We start from the raw sequence: 17,023 nt of genomic DNA, 5'->3' as shown, positions 1-17,023 counted from the left end.
AATCGAGCGCTTCTTTGGTCGCCTGAAAGCCTCCTTCCGCCGCATCGCCACGCGGTATGAGAAAACTTCACGCAACTTTCTGGCAATGATCAAACTGGCCTCAGTCCGTCTGTGGATCGAGTTTTATGAGTCCGCTGCCTAACAAGAGAGAGCAACTCCGGCTTTGTTTGCCTACGCTATGGTCAAAGCCGACCTTCGCTGAAGTGTCCACCAATGACTGCCAACCCCAGCGGCCTCAAACCCGGCCATGGTGGTTGTCGCTCCCGGACAAGGTGGTTGACGCGCTACACCTAGCGATGAAAGTCCACTTTCCGGCAGCTCCACCTAACACGACAGGTGCGGCATCCACGCCTTCCGACCACGCAGCACGAAAATGAAACCAAACATCACCTCAAATACAGCACCCGGGAGCAACAGCGCCATCGACGCTTTTTCTAAACCGTTTGCCGAAGCGATCATCGCGGCGACAAGATAAAGATATCCCACGACACCCAAGCGGCCAAGCATGGGTGGAACGAGCTTCGACCCGATCAGCCAGCGACACATCGGTAAGCTGCCAATGCCGAGCCCAATCATACCAAGTTGGTAGAAGACGTCGCTTGTAATTGTGAAACCCAAGAAGCTGCTCTGAAATGCCATTGCACTTATGCCCAACAACACCCCTTCAGTGATACGGGCAACGAGGTAGATGTTCCCAGTGCGAGGCGTTGTTGTCGCGATCACTGGGCGCATCAGAAACCCGATTGTTATCACTGCGACTGAATTGCTGAGGCACATAAACAACCCAAGCCAATGTAATTCGCTTTCCAACAAGGCTTGCCCGCCGCCGAAGAGGGGAAATGCTGTTAAAATGCACAGACCAACGATCTGAAGTTTCAACGCGCTAGACATGAGCCGCCTCGTTCAAATGAAAGCCTGTGCCAGCATTTCGATGCGACTTGGTGTCTAACGCCACTGTGACAACTACGTTGCCTTTCTTGTGGCCGGTATCGACATGAGCATGCGCGGCAACCATCTGCGAAAAGTCAAAGGATCGGTCGATCACTGGATGGAAGTGACCGTCTGCGGTCAGCTCAACGACCTTGCGCAAGACCTCGATGGCCTCGGACGCGACTCCCCCGATCAGCCGTTTGCCGCGCAGTCGCGCCTTCAGCCAACCAAAGATCATGTCAGATGTATTGCCTGCGATCAGCAGCATGCGGCCGTTTGTGGCCAAAGCATGCTGCGCCTTCGACCAAGGGGCGGAGCCAACGGTGTCTACGACTACGTCGTACTGCAGGCCTTCCTCTGTGAAGTCTTCCGCGTTGTAGTCAATGACGCGGTCGGCCCCGATGGCACGAACTAGATCTGCATTTGCGGCGCTGCAAACGCCTGTGACGTCAGCCCCAAAGTGCTTGGCGATCTGCACGCAGGCCGACCCAACGGACCCTGATGCGCCGTTGATCAGAACGCGTTCCCTAGTGCGCAGTTTGCCTTTGTTGATCAGGAAATCGTAAGCGGTCGTGGCGCCGAAGGGGATGGCCGCCGCTTCGTCAAAGCTCAGGCCGTTTGGCTTTGCAACGATCTTTCCATCGGCCGGCATCACGATGTGTTCGGCATGTGCCCCAAAGCTGGCACCGGGAAATCCAATTACAGCATCCCCAGGTTTGAATGAGGTCACATCGACACCGACCGCTTCGATGATCCCTGATAACTCAGTCCCAAGAACTGGTTTTCGAGGCCCAGTTATCCCGAATACAAGACGCCCAATCAACGCCATGCCTGCGGGCATCGTCAGGCTCCGCGCCCGCCAGTCACCTGCGCTGACGGTGGTCGCGCACACACGGATGAGAACTTCGTTTGCTTTAGGCGTTGGGGTGGGCAGTTGTAGGCAGTTCAAAACGTCGGGGCTGCCGTATTTGGAATAGAAATAAGCATACATCTCAGGTTTTCCTTCAAACTGTCTGGAGTGTGGAATTGGGTTGGCTTGCGGTGCTGCGTAGTCCTCGGACCAGTAGCCAAAGGCCAAATCCGAGTTCCCAAACCGTCACGATGACAAGCAAGCCGATGATGGTGATATCTAGTGCCGCCACATCAGTGAACGTCAGCTCAACCAATCCTTGGATCAGGTAGCCGAACGCCCCGATAGACAGACCCCATCCAAGCAGGTGCGGTACCAGTTGGGATCGTAGGATGATCCAACCCAGCGCCAGCAAGTGCGCGCCAAAGAAAATCTGCCAGACGTATATCCCCAAGGCGTGGACCTCGAAAAAAACTTGGGCAAAGGCCTGACTGTCGGTCGGTTCGAATGCCGTGGGTTGGGAAAGCAGCACATACGGCATGACCCAAAGAAGAAGATTGAACCCCATCACGACGATCATGCCCAACCGGGATATCATCGCGATCATGGCGAGCCGTGGGCTGACGCTGCGAAACATCTGGTAGAGGATGACCGTGATCGCAATCTCAAGCAGGATCATGGCGCTATCGGCAAGCACACCTAGCCTGAATAGCCCAAGTTGATCCAACAGGTTGGCGGCAGTGGTTGCGGCGTTTCCGGCCACGACTATCTGTGATGGCACATAGCCGATGCTGAAGCCGCCGCAGACGGCAATCGTGAGATATAGTGCGCCTGCAATGCGGGCATCTCTTGAGTTCAATGTGGTTAAATTGCTCTTCGTCATTACTTTTCCCTTCATGGGTCAAGGTGTGACCGCTGCGGTGCTGCCGGGCAGAAACGGAGTTAGTGTCTCTGCAAGATGATGTTGGATTGGGTTTAGGGTGCAGAGGCCCTTATGCGAATTGACCAATTCCTGTGCTTTGATATGCATATCTGCATGGATTGGCGGTCGGTAAAATTTGACTGGAACAAAGCGCGGGCTTTCTTAGTCACGGCGGAAGAGGGCTCGTTGTCTGCGGCCGCGCGGGCTTTGGGCATGGCCCAACCAACCCTTGGCCGTCAGGTTGATGGGTTGGAGCAAGAGTTAGGTATCGTTTTGTTTGAGCGGGTCGGTCGTGGCCTGACACTCACGCCAAGTGGTCTGGAACTGCTCGATCATGTCCGCGATATGGGCGAGGCCGCGGGCCGTGTCTCACTCACGGCGCTCGGTCAGTCTCAGGCGTTGGAAGGAACAATCTGCATCTCGGCCAGTGAAACCTATGCGACTGTGCTGCTCCCTGCGATCATCGCCAAGTTACGCCAGATGGAGCCTGGCATTAAGGTTGAGATTGTCGTCGCCAATCATGCCAGCGATCTTCGTCGCCGGGAGGCTGACATCGCGATCCGCAATTTTCGCCCAGCCGAACCCGACCTCGTCGCAAAGAAGATCGGCGATGCAGATGCGGTCCTTTATGCAACCCCAGGATATATCACCAAGATCGGCAATCCGACATTGCCTTACGATCTGCGCCATGCGGACTTCGTGAACATGGACCACGGCGGCATGATGCTTAAAGGCTTGAACTCGCTTGGGCTTGGTCTGACCGAGGCTAACTTCCCGCTGCTCACCGAGAGCTATCTGGTGATGTGGGAACTTGTGCGGCAAGGAGCAGCCATCGGCGTTCTGGACGCCTACATTGGGGATGCAGACCCAATCGTCCGCCGGGTGCTCCCTGATCTGGAACCGCTGGTTTTCCCGATATGGCTCGTTGCACACCGCGAATTGAGAACAAACCGCCGCATACGCTTGGTTTACGATTTTCTGGCTGAGGAACTGAAGCGGACGTGAGCTCCAAAATAGTCCCAAGTGCAGCAACTCAATTTGTGGCTAAAACTGCATAGCCGGCAATCGCTGCGACGCAGAAACTTATCAGCGCCGGCTGCAAGCAGACCTTCGCTGCCGGCCGCCCGAAAGTCCGCTATGCCCAATGCGGACAATCCAGCGCCAATCAAACCTGAAAATTAGCTAGGTCACCAACCGTCCGAGAAAGACTTCGAATAGGATATTTATCCTCAAAATACGCACGCGGAAATCACAAAACATCACTTTGTGTGCGATGGAGCACAGAGGCCGTGCGTTCCGAGGGGTGGTCCGCTGCCTTGGTCCCGTGCATGCAACGCATCCTACGGCGTCGATCAGGCGCCCGCTCGACAAGATATCCCGGAGGCGATCGAATACGCCTCGAGCCAAAAGGACAATAAAATGAACGACAGATTTGCCAACGTTGCACCCTTGGCGCGCTCTCTTCTCGCACTCATCTTCATCATTGCCGGTGTGCAGAAAATCAGCGGCTATGCCGGCACCCAAGGCTACATGGAGATGATGGGCGTATCCGGCGCGCTTTTGCCGCTTGTTATCGCAGTTGAAGTACTTGGCGGACTAGCACTTCTTGTAGGTTTTCAAGCACGTCTCGCAGCCGTTCTGCTGGCCGGATTCACCGTGATCGCCGGTACGATCTTCCACCTGGTGCCCAGCTTTGAAATGGAAGCTATGGCAGCGCAAGGTGAAGTAATCCACTTCATGAAGAACCTCGCCATTACCGGCGGTCTCATCATGGTAATAATCTTCGGTGCTGGATCATGGTCGGCCGACAACCGTCGCTCGGGGGCGGCTATTTCTGCAGGATAATATTGACGGAATATTTGAATGGCGCGTCCGCCCGTAGCGGTGGGCGCGCCAGCCAACACATTTTGGGAGGATCAATTGCCTGACCATTATCCTTCGACCAAGCCGTGGCCCTCATGTCCAAGCCGGTGATGCATCCGCCTGGATCAGCTGGGTGATCGAACAAACTTTATTCAAAATGTGTTTTGGCGTCGAACGATACCATTGCTATGGATTGAGGCGCTCGCAATGAATGACCGCTCCGTCCCGCATTGCAGACTTGGGCCCGGCGCGGACGAGTAAGATGCCACCGCCTCTCTAGCCACACGGGCCAAAAAATGCGACATTGTGCCGTTCTGGCAATGCATGCTCGAACTATTCGGTAGAGGAGGATCTTATGGGTGAACTGACAACAAACGTAAGCTGGATCGCAGTTATAGTCGGGGCCATCGCGTCGTTTCTGTTAGGCTGGCTGTGGTATTCGGAGCGCCTGTTTGGCGAGAAATGGGCGGTAGGTGTAGGAGTGGAACTTGCCAAAGTCCACGCCAATGTTGGCGCGTTGGCGGCACAGATTGTCGGATTGTTTCTGATGAGCTGGTTTGTCAGCGTTGCGGCGGCATCGAACCTGTTGTTGACGGTCATCCTGGCGACATTAGCCTTTGTAATACTGGCGCAATCTGGAGCGATGTTCCGTGGGCAGTCGACCTATGCCCGCCTGGTTGATGCGGGCCATTGGATCGCATCTTTGGTGATCATGATCGTCGCTAACGCAATATTTTAGGCCCTTTCTGCAGCCCAGGCCGTGAAGGTTATCGAAGGACAGCTTCTTCCGCGTAACGATCGCTTGTTGTAATTTTTTTTCGGCACGAGGACTTCGCATTCTAGGTTTAAAAGGAACTGTCCGTGAATGGACGTTTCCGACCTGTCGGTACTCGGATCGGCAGGCATATAATTTCAAGGTCAGCTTTCTCACACCCGCAGAGCTGACATTGGTGCAAGATGCAGTGAATGGCAGCTTCGAGCCCAGAGCAGCCACACATCTTTCAACGGGCGTCCGCAAGACGTGTCAAAGCCACATTGCTTACAGGGTCTTTTTCTTGGACACATTGAATAGTTTGGGGCAAGCTGAAGCCTCTGGCGGTAGACGCCGAACGTCCCTAAACTTGCCAGAGATGCTCTCGGAACTATCTTTTGAGGAGGCAAATTATGGCCTAGTCTAGATATCAACAACGACTTGGAGGAATAATGCGACTTGTATCTCTTTGCGTGGCTTCGATGATGGCTGCTGCACCTGCGCTGGCGGAAGACGTGTCCTACTCGATTGATGGAGAGGCCTTTACTGGATACTGGGCCAAAGCTGACGCCCCCAAAGGTCTTGTTTTGATCATTCACGACTGGGATGGCATGACCGACTACGAGCGCCAGCGCGCGGATATGCTAGCGGAGATGGGCTACGATGCCTTTGCGCTCGACATGTTCGGCAACGATACACCGACCGAAACAATGGACCATCGCATTGCTGCGACCGGCGCACTTTATCAAGATCGAGATCGGATGAAGGCACTGGTGCAAGCTGGTGTCGAACAGGCGCAATCGCTGTCCAGCGTCGATGAAATGATAGTCACAGGTTACTGCTTTGGTGGTGCCGTCGCGCTTGAAATGGCACGGAGTGACATGTCGGATATGGCTAACGGTTACGCGACCTTCCATGGAGGTCTAACGACGCCAGAAGGCCAGTCCTGGAGCGGAGATGAGCCGCCCGTGCTCGTTCTACATGGTGGAGCCGATACCTCAATTACGATGCAAGACGTAGCTAGTTTCGCGACTGAACTGGAAGAGGCCGGCACGACCTACACGCTCGAAGTCTACTCAGGCGCTCCACATGCCTTCACGGTATTTGGCTCAAACCGTTACCAGGAACGTGCCGATGCGGCGAGCTGGGAAGCGTTTTCAACGTTCCTGAGTGAGCACGTCTCAGGCTAGTTGAATTGCAAATTTGGCGCACCCTGTTTGTGTTATATAGGGTGCGCCGCTGTCCGATGTCATCTTCGCAAGTTTCGCTCACATGCAGTGTTCCTAGACGGCCGGATTGTCCCGCAACTCGGCAATAGACCCCCTCGGACCTCGCTGCGGTCGCGACCAATGTCGGCTTTTCTGGCTGCGTTGCAGCGTAACTCTTGGATCGATTGGGGCCTTCGCTTATGCAGCGAACTGATGGTCCTCAGGCTCCGCTGCGGCCCCGGGTGTTACCCGTTTTCCCGTATCACTGGGCGGAAGCGTTCAATCGATCGGATGACCTTGTCAGCGTCGGCATCCAGCCCGTGAAGCGGTATGCGAACGCCGTGGTGTTTCTGAAACCAGAGATCTAGCCGCCTCCAGCTTTTGAGACGGATCGGTGCAAGGAAGCCGGGCGACGGATCGACAATCACCCAGTCCCGTCGGCCGTAGAAAGACTTGCTGTGCGGCAGGAGGCGAATTCGATGAATGTCCTCCCACCGCAACGGTCTTGTGAAGGCGAAAGGAAGGTGAATGCCGGCGTCGCTGACGATCAGGACAGCCGGTTTCCGCCACAGGAGCCAGACGAACGGAACTAGGATCGCCAGTAGAAGACTTCCGAGAAGGATCGCCCAGACGAGGTCGCGCGAGCTCGTCTGGAAGCCCGGCCCAAAGACCGCGGCAAATACAAACAGTACGAGCAAACCCGATAAAAGGCAGACAACGGTGATAAGCACGCTGCTGCGATGATGAAAGGTTGTCTCCGATCCTCCGCCCGAGACCGGGCTTCTGTCTTGTGCGGGTATCATGCGTTTTCCCAAGTGTCCGGTCACGACCATAGCGAGGAGTCGGGCTGAAATCGGGACGGCTTCTGTAACATGCGATTTGTTTGCGCACATGGCAAACGCCTTGCTACGGTACCGGGGGCCTGCGATCCATCGCGGGGGATTAGGTAGGGTCATTTGGGACGTCCAGACGGCATAAACGGTATTGCAGGCGCTTTGGCGGTGATCGTCCTTAAAGTGTTTAGATTCATTATCCAGAGGCGGCACCTATCCACCCCGGAGCGCCTTGGATTCGCGACCTCAACAGAGGCCCGGCCGCGGGCGAGGACTGGCCCAGCAATAAGACTCGCCAACGAAACGACTACTCGCCGAGAGAGGACAAGTCTTGAGACCCTCGCGTAGTGCAGGCTTTTTCATGGCCTTTCTATTATCCTTCGCGATCTACCTGATCCCGCTTTTCCATCTTGAGGCCGGATGGCTCTCGATTGGAAAGACGCTTTCGGGCATTCGCGATGCTAGCAACACATCGCTTGCATGGATTTTCGCCGTCCTAATTCTGCAGGTCAGTACATTCCTTGCTGCTCTTTGGTTCCTGACCCGAGTCAATTGGATAAGGATACTGGTATTTGTCGCTGCGTTCCCGGTCTTGGTGGTCGGCGCTAACCTGATCCTGCTGTGGTGGATCCCTCTACTCATGCTCGTCGAGAGGGATACGGCCCCGGAGTTGGGCAGTCCCGAACAGGTGTGCAGCATTCCCGGCGCTACGGTTGCGCAGGTGAGGTCCGGAAGCGATCTCAGCCTCGTCCACGCAGGTGAAGCCTGGCTCGACACCAGCGGTGGATTGGCCCGGTCCGTCCTGACGATGCCGGGATGCCAGCTTATCGCGATGGACGAACGCTTCGATAGTACGACGATTGACGCCGTTGCGCCTGGCGGCGTTGTGCTTCATCGTCAAATTGAAGGCGCAATTGCATATCTCGATCCGGCCTCGAACGGGTTCGCGACGGTCTCCAAGCCGGATGGTGTCGCCTACTGGAATCCGATCCTCTCGGACGATGGCCAAGTTTTGGTCTGGCTGGACCGTACGGCGTCGGACGACGGCCGCAGAACGCCCCGCCTCCATCTTCGAAATCTTTCCGGGGAAGAGGAGCGCATCATTCCGATCCGGATTCCCGGACCGGATCAGATTGAACTCATGGGCGCACGCTCACGCAACGGGCCATTTACATTGGCTCGATTCAGGAACGCGATCTTTGAAATTGACCAGAACGGCGAGATTGTCCGGGGCCCCGTATCTCCCGACGGCATCTACGATGCCCGCTGGGGATTTGTCTGGTTGAACGGCGGCTGGATCGCATGGGACGGATACAGGGAGGACGGGCGGTCCCGTATTGTCTGGGATATTCCAAACGGGCGTGGAGTGCGGTCGGTTCCACTTGGGCAACGCATCGACTCCGTGACAGTCGCGGCCAACGGAGATCTAATCGCGGTGGCTGTCTCAAGCAATCTCAGGATAGGTGACATTCAGAGTTCAGTCTTCGCCTTCCGCACAGACACCGGCGAAGAGGCGTACCGGAGGCGACACCGCGTTCACATGAGATCAGCCGTGGCATTTCTTGGAGATGAGTATCTGGCCGTTACTGAAATGAAAGCTAACCAGGGGACGGTCGGGGTCTATCGGATGCCTGCAACCGACTAGAACCGTCAGCAGTCGTTTTGAAATCGTGGCCTTCGCTTTTTTTGCGGGCTCTTGGCAAAGGCATCCACACCTTCGAGCCCGATTTCACCGAGTTTGATCTATTCCTCTGACGCAGAGTAGATCGCTTCCGCCTCGCAATTGCGGAACTCAAGTGCAGAGTCGGCAAACCCTCGTGCATGGCGCGCGTACTGAATGGCGGAGTTGGCGAATTCTGCAGCCTGGTTCGCGAAACGGTTAGTGGCGGTGGCGTAGTCATTCAGATCTTCTACCCACTCGTCTACTTCCTCACCATATTTCGTAAGCTCTTCCCTTGGGCAGTTCTCCTGCTCTGGCCCCGAAAGGCCGCGCAGACATGTAGGAAGGACCGGCCTGAGCGTAACATCAGGTGCCGCGGGAGGTTCTACATCTAATTGCAACGACACTGAATCGATATCTTCTGCCACGCACTCCGCCAAAGCAGGGCCTGACAGGATGCCGAGCAGCACTAGGACTGCAAGCCGGATCAAAGCCATATCTACCTCTTCATTTGGGCTTCTTCGTTCATTCTATCCAGACTTACGGTCTAGGCCACCCAATGAGACTCCTTCTTGGATCGGCAGGATGCTCCTTTCTCTTTCTGAACAAAAGCACCAGATGACCGCTTTGAGCGGCGGGCTCAACCGGTCGACGCAACACATGCATTAAAACGCTCGGCTGGTGTTTCGTAGTTGAGCGTTTTTCGAGGTCGTTCGTTGAGCTGTCTTGCGACGGCGCTCAGCTTAGCTTGACTATGTATCGACAAATCCGTGCCTTTTGGGAAGTACTGTCGCAGCAGGCGGTTGGTATTTTCGTTTGTGCCGCGTTGCCACGGTGAATGTGGCTCGCACAGGAAGACGTCGATATCCGTCGCCAGGGTGAATTTTTATGCCCAGCCATCTCTGTTCCACGATCCCAGGTCAGCGAGCGGTACAGCTCTTTTGGCAACTTGCGTGCCTGTTTGATCAACGCCTGAATGACGCTGTGGCTGTCTTGGTTACCGACCTTGGCCAGCATCACGTAACGCGTGTGCCGCTCGACGAGAGTAGCAATGAAGCTGTTGTCAGAAACTGCGATCAAGTCGCCCTCCCAGTGCCCTGGCACGGCCCGATCTTCCACCTCCAATGGTCTGTCGCGGATCGATATTGCATCGTTGAACTTGCCTAATCCACTGCGCTTCAATGTGGGGTGGCGAGACCGACGAATGGATCGCGTGGCGGGTAGATGCGCAAGTAATTCCTTCTTAAGTACACCGCGGGTCTGGATAAACAGGCTTCGGTAGATCGTCTCGTGTGAGACCCGTTTGTCTTCCTCATCAGGATGTTCACGCATTAGCCAGCCTGCGATTTGTTGCGGGGACCACTTGCGCGCTAGCTTGGCCGATATCGCGCGACAGAGATAGGCATTGCCTTCCAACTTGCAGGCCTTTGGGCGGAGGGCACGGTCCCAGGCCGCAGCATCTGAGGGCGCTGCACGGTAGAGTCTGGCGCCACCATTACGCCGGACCTCTCGGCTGATTGTGGATGCCGATCGGTTCAAAGCATGGGCAATCGAACGCAGGGAGACCTTCGCACGTAAGCCCCTCGATATCTCCTCTCGATCGCAAAGTGTCAGAGCACGGCGGGACCTGACGCGCTCTGGCGGGCGAATGCCGCCAGTGCGAGCAAGGAGTGGATAGATCGCCGAAGACTCGCGATCAAAACCACGTCCAATCGAACTCATCGACTCTCCGCGTTGCCAACGATCCCATATCTCTGACTTCTGCTTGTCCGTAAAAAATACTCGGGGACGATACTTCATGCTTCACACTCCATCTTTCCAAAAAGACTAAAGTGTTGCGTCGACCGATTGAAACCGCAGCTCATAGCGGACAAGAGAATTGTGCCGATATAAGTCTAACATTACTTGCTTTAACCGTCCCGCAAGTTCGCGGAACGGTATATGTTTTGTCTCGGGATTTTTACAGGGAGTGCTAAGGCCTGATTACGTAGTAGCCCATCTCGTCCAATTCCAAAAGTCGTACGACGCCAGCCGGCACCACTCGCGCATATTCCGTGATGGGCGGCGCAGCGCCTTCTTTCTTCGTCATCCCGGCAATCGTGTTTCCGCACGCACTGAAGGTCACGTCTGGGACGCTTTCCGAAATGCTCTTGATCCTGTCCATCACCGGGGATGTATCGCTCCGAAGAAGGTGTAAGCCTGCGTTGAACGTGACGATCTCAATTTCGTAAATCTCGCCGGCATCGCTCATGCCCTTGGCGAAGTTCGTCGCAACGTTAAGCGCCTTAGTAAACGTGGCGGGATCGTTATCGCTTACCTGAATTGCCAGGCGCTTTACGCCATCATCGGACGCAAAAGCCGTCGTCGCGCCGGTCAGAAGCATCAGACTTGTCGCGAATTGAAGCACAGTTCTTCTTGTGAATGACATTGAGTAACTCCCTAGTTTCTAAACATAGTAATAACTAAATATTTTCATATGTCTCAAAAAAGTTCGAACTGACTGCCCGCCCTAGAAGGCCCGCTTCGTTCCGCATTGTGTGAATTCAGACATCACTCGATTTCGCGGTTGCTGCGAAAGTCCGCAATAGCGGGGCGCACTGCAGCATCATGACGGGGGGTGAATGTCTCCTGTGGGCCGTTCATGTTGGTCGGGGCGAGATCGTTTGGCAGGATCGCTGCGATGCGGCTAACGGCATCAAGGAGCCCAAAGTACGCCATGGTGTGGTCCGGACAAATGTCCGCTTTGCCTTCATCTAGGTATCGACTTGCGATTGGCAGTTAGATGAGAGCCCGTTCCAAAAGATGACGCCACGTTTTGTTCAGTTATAACTGAACAAAATTGACGTGAGCATACGCTTGGCTGTAACGGATGGGCTTAGGAACAGGAGCCATCATGCCTGAAGACGTAGCAATCACCGCCATAAGAACTGACTTCATCGAGAAAACCGGTCTAATCACGCAGGCAGAGGGCCTGCCGCGCATTGCGGGGCGCGTCTTCGGGATGCTGATATTTGATGGCGACATGGTGTCTTTTGGTGATCTTGCAAAGCGATTGCAGGTCAGTCGCGCCAGTATCAGCACAAGCGTTCGCATTCTGGAAGAACGCGGACTGGTGAAAAGAATGACCAAGCCAGGTCAGCGCCAAGATTACTTCCAGCTTGCTTCGAACGCCTACATGACAATGCTGGAAGGCATTCAAAAACGCACGCGTGCTACGCGTGACGAGATTGCCCAAACAATCGATGCACTGCCATCAGGCGCAGGCGCAATCGAAAGATTGCAGGAATATGCCGACTTTTATGCCCTTACGGATGCCGCAATTGGCGTGGCTTTGGACGAACTGGCAAAATCAAAACATGTAAAACGGGGCAAGCCACAGTCGGTCCCAAAAGGACGCAAGAAATGACACCTGAAGATACATCGAGCAAAGCACATTCTCAGGCCGGAGCGCCTTACACGCCGCAGACGCTTTCATTCGCGTCCGACAAAGGCGCGTCGCGTTCCACATGGATCGCGGGTAGTCTTGTTGTTCTTATCGTTGGATGGATGGGCAGCGGATTTGTCATCCCGTCTGCGGAGGAACCTCAAACAATCATGCGGCAAGAGCCACAACCTGTTGCAGTGGCTGTCAAAACCTCGTCTGCCGAGACCGTAGCGCAGTTCTATCAGGCCGAAGGTCAGGCGCTTCCCGACCGCGACACAGCCCTTCGCGCCGAGATTTCAGGGGACATCGCCGAGGTGATGGTTTCAAAGGGCCAGGACGTTGATGCCGGGCAGGTCATTGCCCGGTTTGATCCCGCCAATAATGCCGCGGACGCAAACCGCGCCGCACAAGAGCTGGCACGCGCGCAACGCGAGTTCGACAATGCCGAGCAACTTCTGGAACGCGGAGTTGCAACAGCAGACCGCGTGTCTCAGGCGCGGGCAGCACTTGCCGCGGCTCAGGCACAGGTGACGGAGGTTGAGCAAGATGCCAATGCTCTGACCATTACCGCGCCTTTTGCCGGTCGCATCGAGGCGCTTGACCTCGATGAAGGAGAGTTCGTGTCCGCAGGCACCGACGTTGGGCGTCTGGTCGATATCACGCCGCTGACGGTCGCCATTCAGGTGCCTCAGCAATCGCTCACCCTGCTGGCTGTCGGGCAACCGGCCACTGTCCGCTTTATCACCGGGGAAGAACGCGCCGGGACAGTGACCTTCGTCGGCACTTCAGCAGCCTCTGAAACGCGCACATTTCTGGCCGAAATCGAAGTTGCGAACGACGATGGCGCAATCCCTGCGGGTATCTCGGCGGAGGTGATCATTCCAACAGGCGAGGCGGTGGCGCATTTTCTGTCGCCCTCGATCGTTTCGCTGAACACGGAAGGCACTCTCGGCATCAAAACTGTGAATGGCGACGACGTTGTGGTGTTCTTTCCAATCGAGGTCGTCAAAGCGCAGATCGATGGGATCTGGGTCACGGGCTTGCCGGATGCGGTTGACATTATCACCGTTGGGCAGGGGTTCGTGAACGAAGGCGAAACCGTCGCCCCCAGTGCTGGGGAGCTGAACTGATGAACAGCATTATCGACGCCGCATTTTCGCGGTCGCGAGTTGTCGTCATGGCGCTGGTCATGGTGCTGACTGTCGGGGCTTATGCCTACGTCTCAATCCCCAAGGAGGCCAACCCCGAGGTGCCTCTGCCGCTGTTCTATGTTTCAACCGGTCTTGACGGCATAAGCCCCACCGACGCCGAGCGCCTCTTGCTTGAGCCAATGGAGGCCGAGTTCGCCTCAATCGCTGGGTTGGACAGCATGAAATCCGATGCGTCCGAAGGGTTCGCAAGTATCCAGCTTGAGTTCGCACCCGGCGGCGATAACGATGAAGCCCTCGATAAAGTCCGCGAAGCCGCTGACCGCGCACAAAGCGATCTGCCGGACGACGCAAGGGACATCACGATAACCGAGATCAACACGGCGTTATTTCCAATCATTACCGCGATCCTGTCCGGCCCCGTGCCGGAACGCACATTGAACAATTTGGCCGACAGACTTCAGGAAGAAGTCGAGGGACTGCCGGGTGTTCTTGAGGTTGATATCGGTGGGCAGCGTTTCGAGTTCCTTGAGGTTCTGATCGACCCGACAGTGTTCCAGACCTACAACCTGTCGTTTGATGAACTGATCAGGCAGATACAGCGCAACAACCGGCTGATCGCCGCAGGTGCCATTGAGACCGAGGCCGGGCGGATCGTGTTGAAAGTGCCGGGTCTGATTGAGGACCTTGAAGACGTACTGGCGATGCCGGTCAAAGTGCGCGGGAATGCAGTAGTGACATTTGGTGACGTTGCCACAGTGCGCCGCACGTTTGAGGACCCCAACTCATTCGCGCGTATCAACGGGCAGCCTGCGCTCGCTTTGGAGGTGACCAAGCGATCGGGGGCGAACATCATCGAGACCGTGGCCGAAGTGAAAGCACTGGTCGAAGAGATCAGGGCCGATTGGCCCAACACCATCGAAATCACCTATCTTCAGGACCAATCGAAGCAAGTAAAAGACCTCTTGAGCGATCTGGAGGCCAACGTCATCGCAGCTGTGATCCTCGTGATGGTGGTGATCGTTTTGGCGCTCGGTCTTCGGTCCGCCATTCTGGTCGGTCTCGCTATCCCCGGCGCGTTCCTGGCAGGCGTCATCGCGCTTTGGTCGATGGGATATACGATGAACATCGTGGTGTTGTTCTCGCTCATTCTGGTCGTCGGAATGCTCGTGGATGGTGCGATTGTCACGACCGAGCTTGCAGATCGAAAGTTGCAGGAAGGTGCGCCCGCGCGCGAGGCTTACGCCTTCGCCGCCAAGCGTATGTCCTGGCCCATCATTGCCTCTACCGCGACCACGCTCAGCGTGTTTTTCCCACTTCTGTTCTGGTCCGGCATGGTCGGAGAGTTCATGAAATTCCTGCCGATCACCGTGATCTTGACGCTGTTCGCATCCCTGTTCATGGCATTGATTTTCATCCCTGTCGTAGGCGGTCTGATCGGCAAGCGCCAACCGCAGTCCGCTAAGGCAAAGGCCGCGCTATATGCGGCTGAAGTCGGCGACCCACGCGATATGACAGGCTTTACCGGCGCATATGTGCGCGTGCTGGAATGGGCGATCCTGCGGCCTGCCACCACTCTTTTGCTGGCGATTGCTTTGCTCTTGGGAGGCTTCGGTCTTTACGGTCAGTTCGGCAAGGGCGTGGCCTTCTTCCCCTCGGTCGAGCCGGATTTTATGCAAGTTCAGGTGCGCGCACGCGACAACCTTTCGATTTTCGAGCGCGACGCCTTGGTGCGCGCGGTCGAGGACCGACTGCTGCCATACGAAGAAATCGCCAGCATCTATGCGCGCTCCATGCTTTCTGCCGGGCAGGGCGACGAAGAAACCATTGGGACGCTGCAGTTGGAGTTGACCGCTTGGGATACGCGTCGCACCGCAGCCGAGATCGGTGTCGATATCCGCCAAAGCGTCGCGGACATCGCAGGGATCGACGTGCAGGTGCAGACGGAAAGCGGCGGACCCTCTGCTGGAAAGCCAGTGAACCTGCAGATAACCGCGCGCAACTCGGACGCTCAGACAAAGGCCGTTCTCATGGTGCGCGAGATCATGGACCGCATCGGGGGCTTTACGGATGTAACCGATACTCGACCCGTCCCGGGTGTAGAGGTTTCGATCCTGGTCGACCGGGCCGAGGCCGCGCGCTTTGGTGCAGATGTCAGCCTACTGGGTCAAGCGGTTCAGCTTTTGACACAAGGCATCACGGTGGCGGACTACCGGCCTGATGACGTCGAGGGCTCGCAAGACATCCGCGTGCGGTTTCCGCGAGAGGAACGGTCGCTTGCCGAACTTGGTAGCCTGCGCGTTCCGACGTCCGAAGGTCTGGTGCCCATCGCCAATTTCGTGACCTTCGCGCCCACCGAACGCACGGGCGTTATCCGCCGCATCGACGAAAAACGCGTCAATACAATCGAGGCAAATGTGGCGCCGGGTGTGTTGGTAAACGATCAGGTCGTCGCCCTCACGGCCGCACTGAATGACGCTGAATTGCCGGACGGCGTTGAGTTCAGCTTTGCCGGAGAGGCAGAAGACCAGCAAGAGAGCATGGTCTTTCTTGTCGGGGCGTTCATCACCGCCATTTTTCTGATGTTTGTCATTCTGGTTTTGCAGTTCAACAGCTTCTTCCAAGCCTTCGTTGTGATGAGTGCCATCGTCTTCTCGATTGCGGGCGTTTTGCTCGGGTTGCTCGTCACGGGTCGGCCGTTCGGTATCGTGATGGGTGGGATCGGAGTGATCGCCCTTGCGGGTATCGTGGTGAACAACAACATCGTTCTGATCGACACCTACAACGATCTGAAGCGATCCGGTCAGTCTCCACTGGAAGCCGCTCTACGAACAGGGGCACAGCGTTTACGTCCGGTTATCCTGACGTCGGTCACGACCGCACTGGGGCTCATGCCCATGGTGATTGGCGTCAACCTGAACTTTTTCACCCGCGAAATCGTCTACGGAGCACCTTCAACGCAGTGGTGGACCGAATTGTCGTCCGCCATTGCAGGAGGTTTGGTAATTGCGACTGTCCTGACATTGGTGGTCACACCCGCGATGCTGATGTTGGGCGAGCGAAAGAGGCATGAAGGGGCGGGGGATATGCAGCCAGCAGAGTGAAGCCACCCCGCCTGAAAGCAGACTTGGAAAGATCGGCGAAGGATGGTGGCTTTGTCCCGCACACCGACGTTTCAACCAGCAAAAATGCTGCATAATGCACGAAAATCCGGTTCGACGGGCCGCACCGCAGCATGACGGAAGGCAGTTCACAATGTCCGCTAAGGGCCGTTCATGTTGGTCGGGGCGAGATCGCTTGGCAGGATAGCTGCGATGCGGCTAACGGCAGCAAGGAGTCCTTGGTATCGATTGCTGCACCTCAACGATGTAGTAGCTTAGCGTCGGATGCGAAGTGTTTTCGGCAGGTCGGTTAATGATGCCCAATAGTAACTC

General features: G+C 56.0%; 15 protein-coding genes and 2 pseudogenes. 9 read left to right on the top strand and 8 right to left on the bottom strand.

Annotated features, from left to right (window positions below; all coding sequences use genetic code 11):
- Window positions 1–142: pseudogene (locus AC221Y_RS02290) on the top strand (IS5/IS1182 family transposase); the annotation flags it as partial.
- A 182-nt stretch (window positions 143–324) separates the two neighbouring features.
- Here the strand turns inward: AC221Y_RS02290 and AC221Y_RS02285 are convergent.
- Genes AC221Y_RS02285 through AC221Y_RS02275 form a run of 3 tightly spaced genes read right to left on the bottom strand, consistent with a single transcriptional unit; the run spans window position 325 to window position 2,663 of the window.
- Window positions 325–891 carry a DUF4386 family protein gene (locus AC221Y_RS02285; RefSeq protein WP_299750051.1) on the bottom strand — a complete coding sequence of 189 codons (567 nt, stop codon included), beginning with the start codon at window positions 889–891 and terminating at the stop codon, window positions 325–327.
- Window positions 884–1,921 carry an NAD(P)-dependent alcohol dehydrogenase gene (locus AC221Y_RS02280; RefSeq protein ID WP_486706719.1) on the bottom strand — a complete coding sequence of 346 codons (1,038 nt, stop codon included), beginning with the start codon at window positions 1,919–1,921 and terminating at the stop codon, window positions 884–886. The genes AC221Y_RS02285 and AC221Y_RS02280 overlap by 8 nt, the downstream gene beginning before the upstream one ends.
- 13 nt (window positions 1,922–1,934) lie before the next feature.
- The gene (locus AC221Y_RS02275) at window positions 1,935–2,663 is read right to left on the bottom strand and encodes a DUF4386 domain-containing protein (RefSeq protein ID WP_299750057.1); all 729 of its coding nucleotides are present in this window, start codon (window positions 2,661–2,663) and stop codon (window positions 1,935–1,937) included.
- A 141-nt stretch (window positions 2,664–2,804) separates the two neighbouring features.
- On the opposite strand from AC221Y_RS02275, the gene AC221Y_RS02270 reads away from it, so the two are divergent.
- The 4 genes from AC221Y_RS02270 (at window position 2,805) to AC221Y_RS02255 (ending at window position 6,506) form a co-directional block, all read left to right on the top strand.
- Window positions 2,805–3,707, top strand: a complete 903-nt coding sequence (locus AC221Y_RS02270; RefSeq protein ID WP_299750070.1) for a LysR family transcriptional regulator — start codon at window positions 2,805–2,807, stop codon at window positions 3,705–3,707.
- A gap of 414 nt (window positions 3,708–4,121) precedes the next feature.
- Window positions 4,122–4,547: a DoxX family protein gene (locus AC221Y_RS02265; protein ID WP_299750059.1), complete on the top strand. Its 426-nt coding sequence runs from the start codon at window positions 4,122–4,124 to the stop codon at window positions 4,545–4,547.
- Between the two features lie 373 nt (window positions 4,548–4,920).
- Window positions 4,921–5,304 (top strand): DUF1761 domain-containing protein, encoded by a 384-nt coding sequence (locus AC221Y_RS02260; protein ID WP_299750062.1) that lies wholly within the window; start codon window positions 4,921–4,923, stop codon window positions 5,302–5,304.
- 464 nt (window positions 5,305–5,768) lie between these two features.
- Complete coding sequence (locus AC221Y_RS02255; RefSeq protein WP_299750064.1) at window positions 5,769–6,506, top strand: dienelactone hydrolase family protein; 738 nt, start codon at window positions 5,769–5,771, stop codon at window positions 6,504–6,506.
- 263 nt (window positions 6,507–6,769) lie between these two features.
- Here the strand turns inward: AC221Y_RS02255 and AC221Y_RS02250 are convergent, their stop codons facing one another.
- Window positions 6,770–7,417 carry a hypothetical protein gene (locus tag AC221Y_RS02250; protein WP_486706718.1) on the bottom strand — a complete coding sequence of 216 codons (648 nt, stop codon included), beginning with the start codon at window positions 7,415–7,417 and terminating at the stop codon, window positions 6,770–6,772.
- Between the two features lie 301 nt (window positions 7,418–7,718).
- Here AC221Y_RS02250 and AC221Y_RS02245 point away from each other — a divergent pair, with 301 nt between their 5' ends.
- Entirely contained in the window at window positions 7,719–9,002 is a 1,284-nt protein-coding gene (locus tag AC221Y_RS02245) for a hypothetical protein (protein ID WP_299752340.1), read from the top strand.
- Window positions 9,003–9,100: 98 nt separating this feature from the next.
- On the opposite strand, the gene AC221Y_RS02240 is transcribed toward AC221Y_RS02245, so the two are convergent.
- The 4 genes and pseudogenes from AC221Y_RS02240 to AC221Y_RS02225 all read right to left on the bottom strand — a co-directional run bounded on the left by AC221Y_RS02240 (window position 9,101) and on the right by AC221Y_RS02225 (window position 11,735).
- Window positions 9,101–9,514 (bottom strand): hypothetical protein, encoded by a 414-nt coding sequence (locus tag AC221Y_RS02240; protein ID WP_299752337.1) that lies wholly within the window; start codon window positions 9,512–9,514, stop codon window positions 9,101–9,103.
- Window positions 9,515–9,657: 143 nt separating this feature from the next.
- Window positions 9,658–10,817 (bottom strand): annotated as a pseudogene (locus AC221Y_RS02235) (IS30 family transposase).
- A 172-nt stretch (window positions 10,818–10,989) separates the two neighbouring features.
- A complete protein-coding gene (locus tag AC221Y_RS02230) occupies window positions 10,990–11,445 on the bottom strand; it encodes a DsrE family protein (protein ID WP_299752334.1) in 456 nt (151 codons plus the stop codon).
- A 122-nt stretch (window positions 11,446–11,567) separates the two neighbouring features.
- Window positions 11,568–11,735, bottom strand: a complete 168-nt coding sequence (locus AC221Y_RS02225) for a hypothetical protein (RefSeq protein ID WP_299752332.1) — start codon at window positions 11,733–11,735, stop codon at window positions 11,568–11,570.
- Window positions 11,736–11,910: 175 nt separating this feature from the next.
- Between AC221Y_RS02225 and AC221Y_RS02220 the strand changes: the two genes are divergently transcribed.
- Genes AC221Y_RS02220 through AC221Y_RS02210 form a run of 3 tightly spaced genes read left to right on the top strand, consistent with a single transcriptional unit; the run spans window position 11,911 to window position 16,693 of the window.
- On the top strand, window positions 11,911–12,423 hold the full coding sequence (locus AC221Y_RS02220) for a GbsR/MarR family transcriptional regulator (RefSeq protein ID WP_486706717.1): 513 nt from the start codon (window positions 11,911–11,913) through the stop codon (window positions 12,421–12,423).
- A complete protein-coding gene (locus AC221Y_RS02215) occupies window positions 12,420–13,571 on the top strand; it encodes an efflux RND transporter periplasmic adaptor subunit (protein ID WP_299752326.1) in 1,152 nt (383 codons plus the stop codon). Before AC221Y_RS02220 ends, AC221Y_RS02215 begins: the two co-directional genes overlap by 4 nt.
- A complete protein-coding gene (locus tag AC221Y_RS02210; RefSeq protein ID WP_486706716.1) occupies window positions 13,571–16,693 on the top strand; it encodes an efflux RND transporter permease subunit in 3,123 nt (1,040 codons plus the stop codon). Before AC221Y_RS02215 ends, AC221Y_RS02210 begins: the two co-directional genes overlap by 1 nt.
- Window positions 16,694–17,023: the final 330 nt, after the last annotated feature.

This window comes from Boseongicola sp., assembly GCF_057460485.1.
Note: the sequence above shows the minus strand (reverse complement) of the source record. Positions and strands in the feature narration are given on the sequence as shown.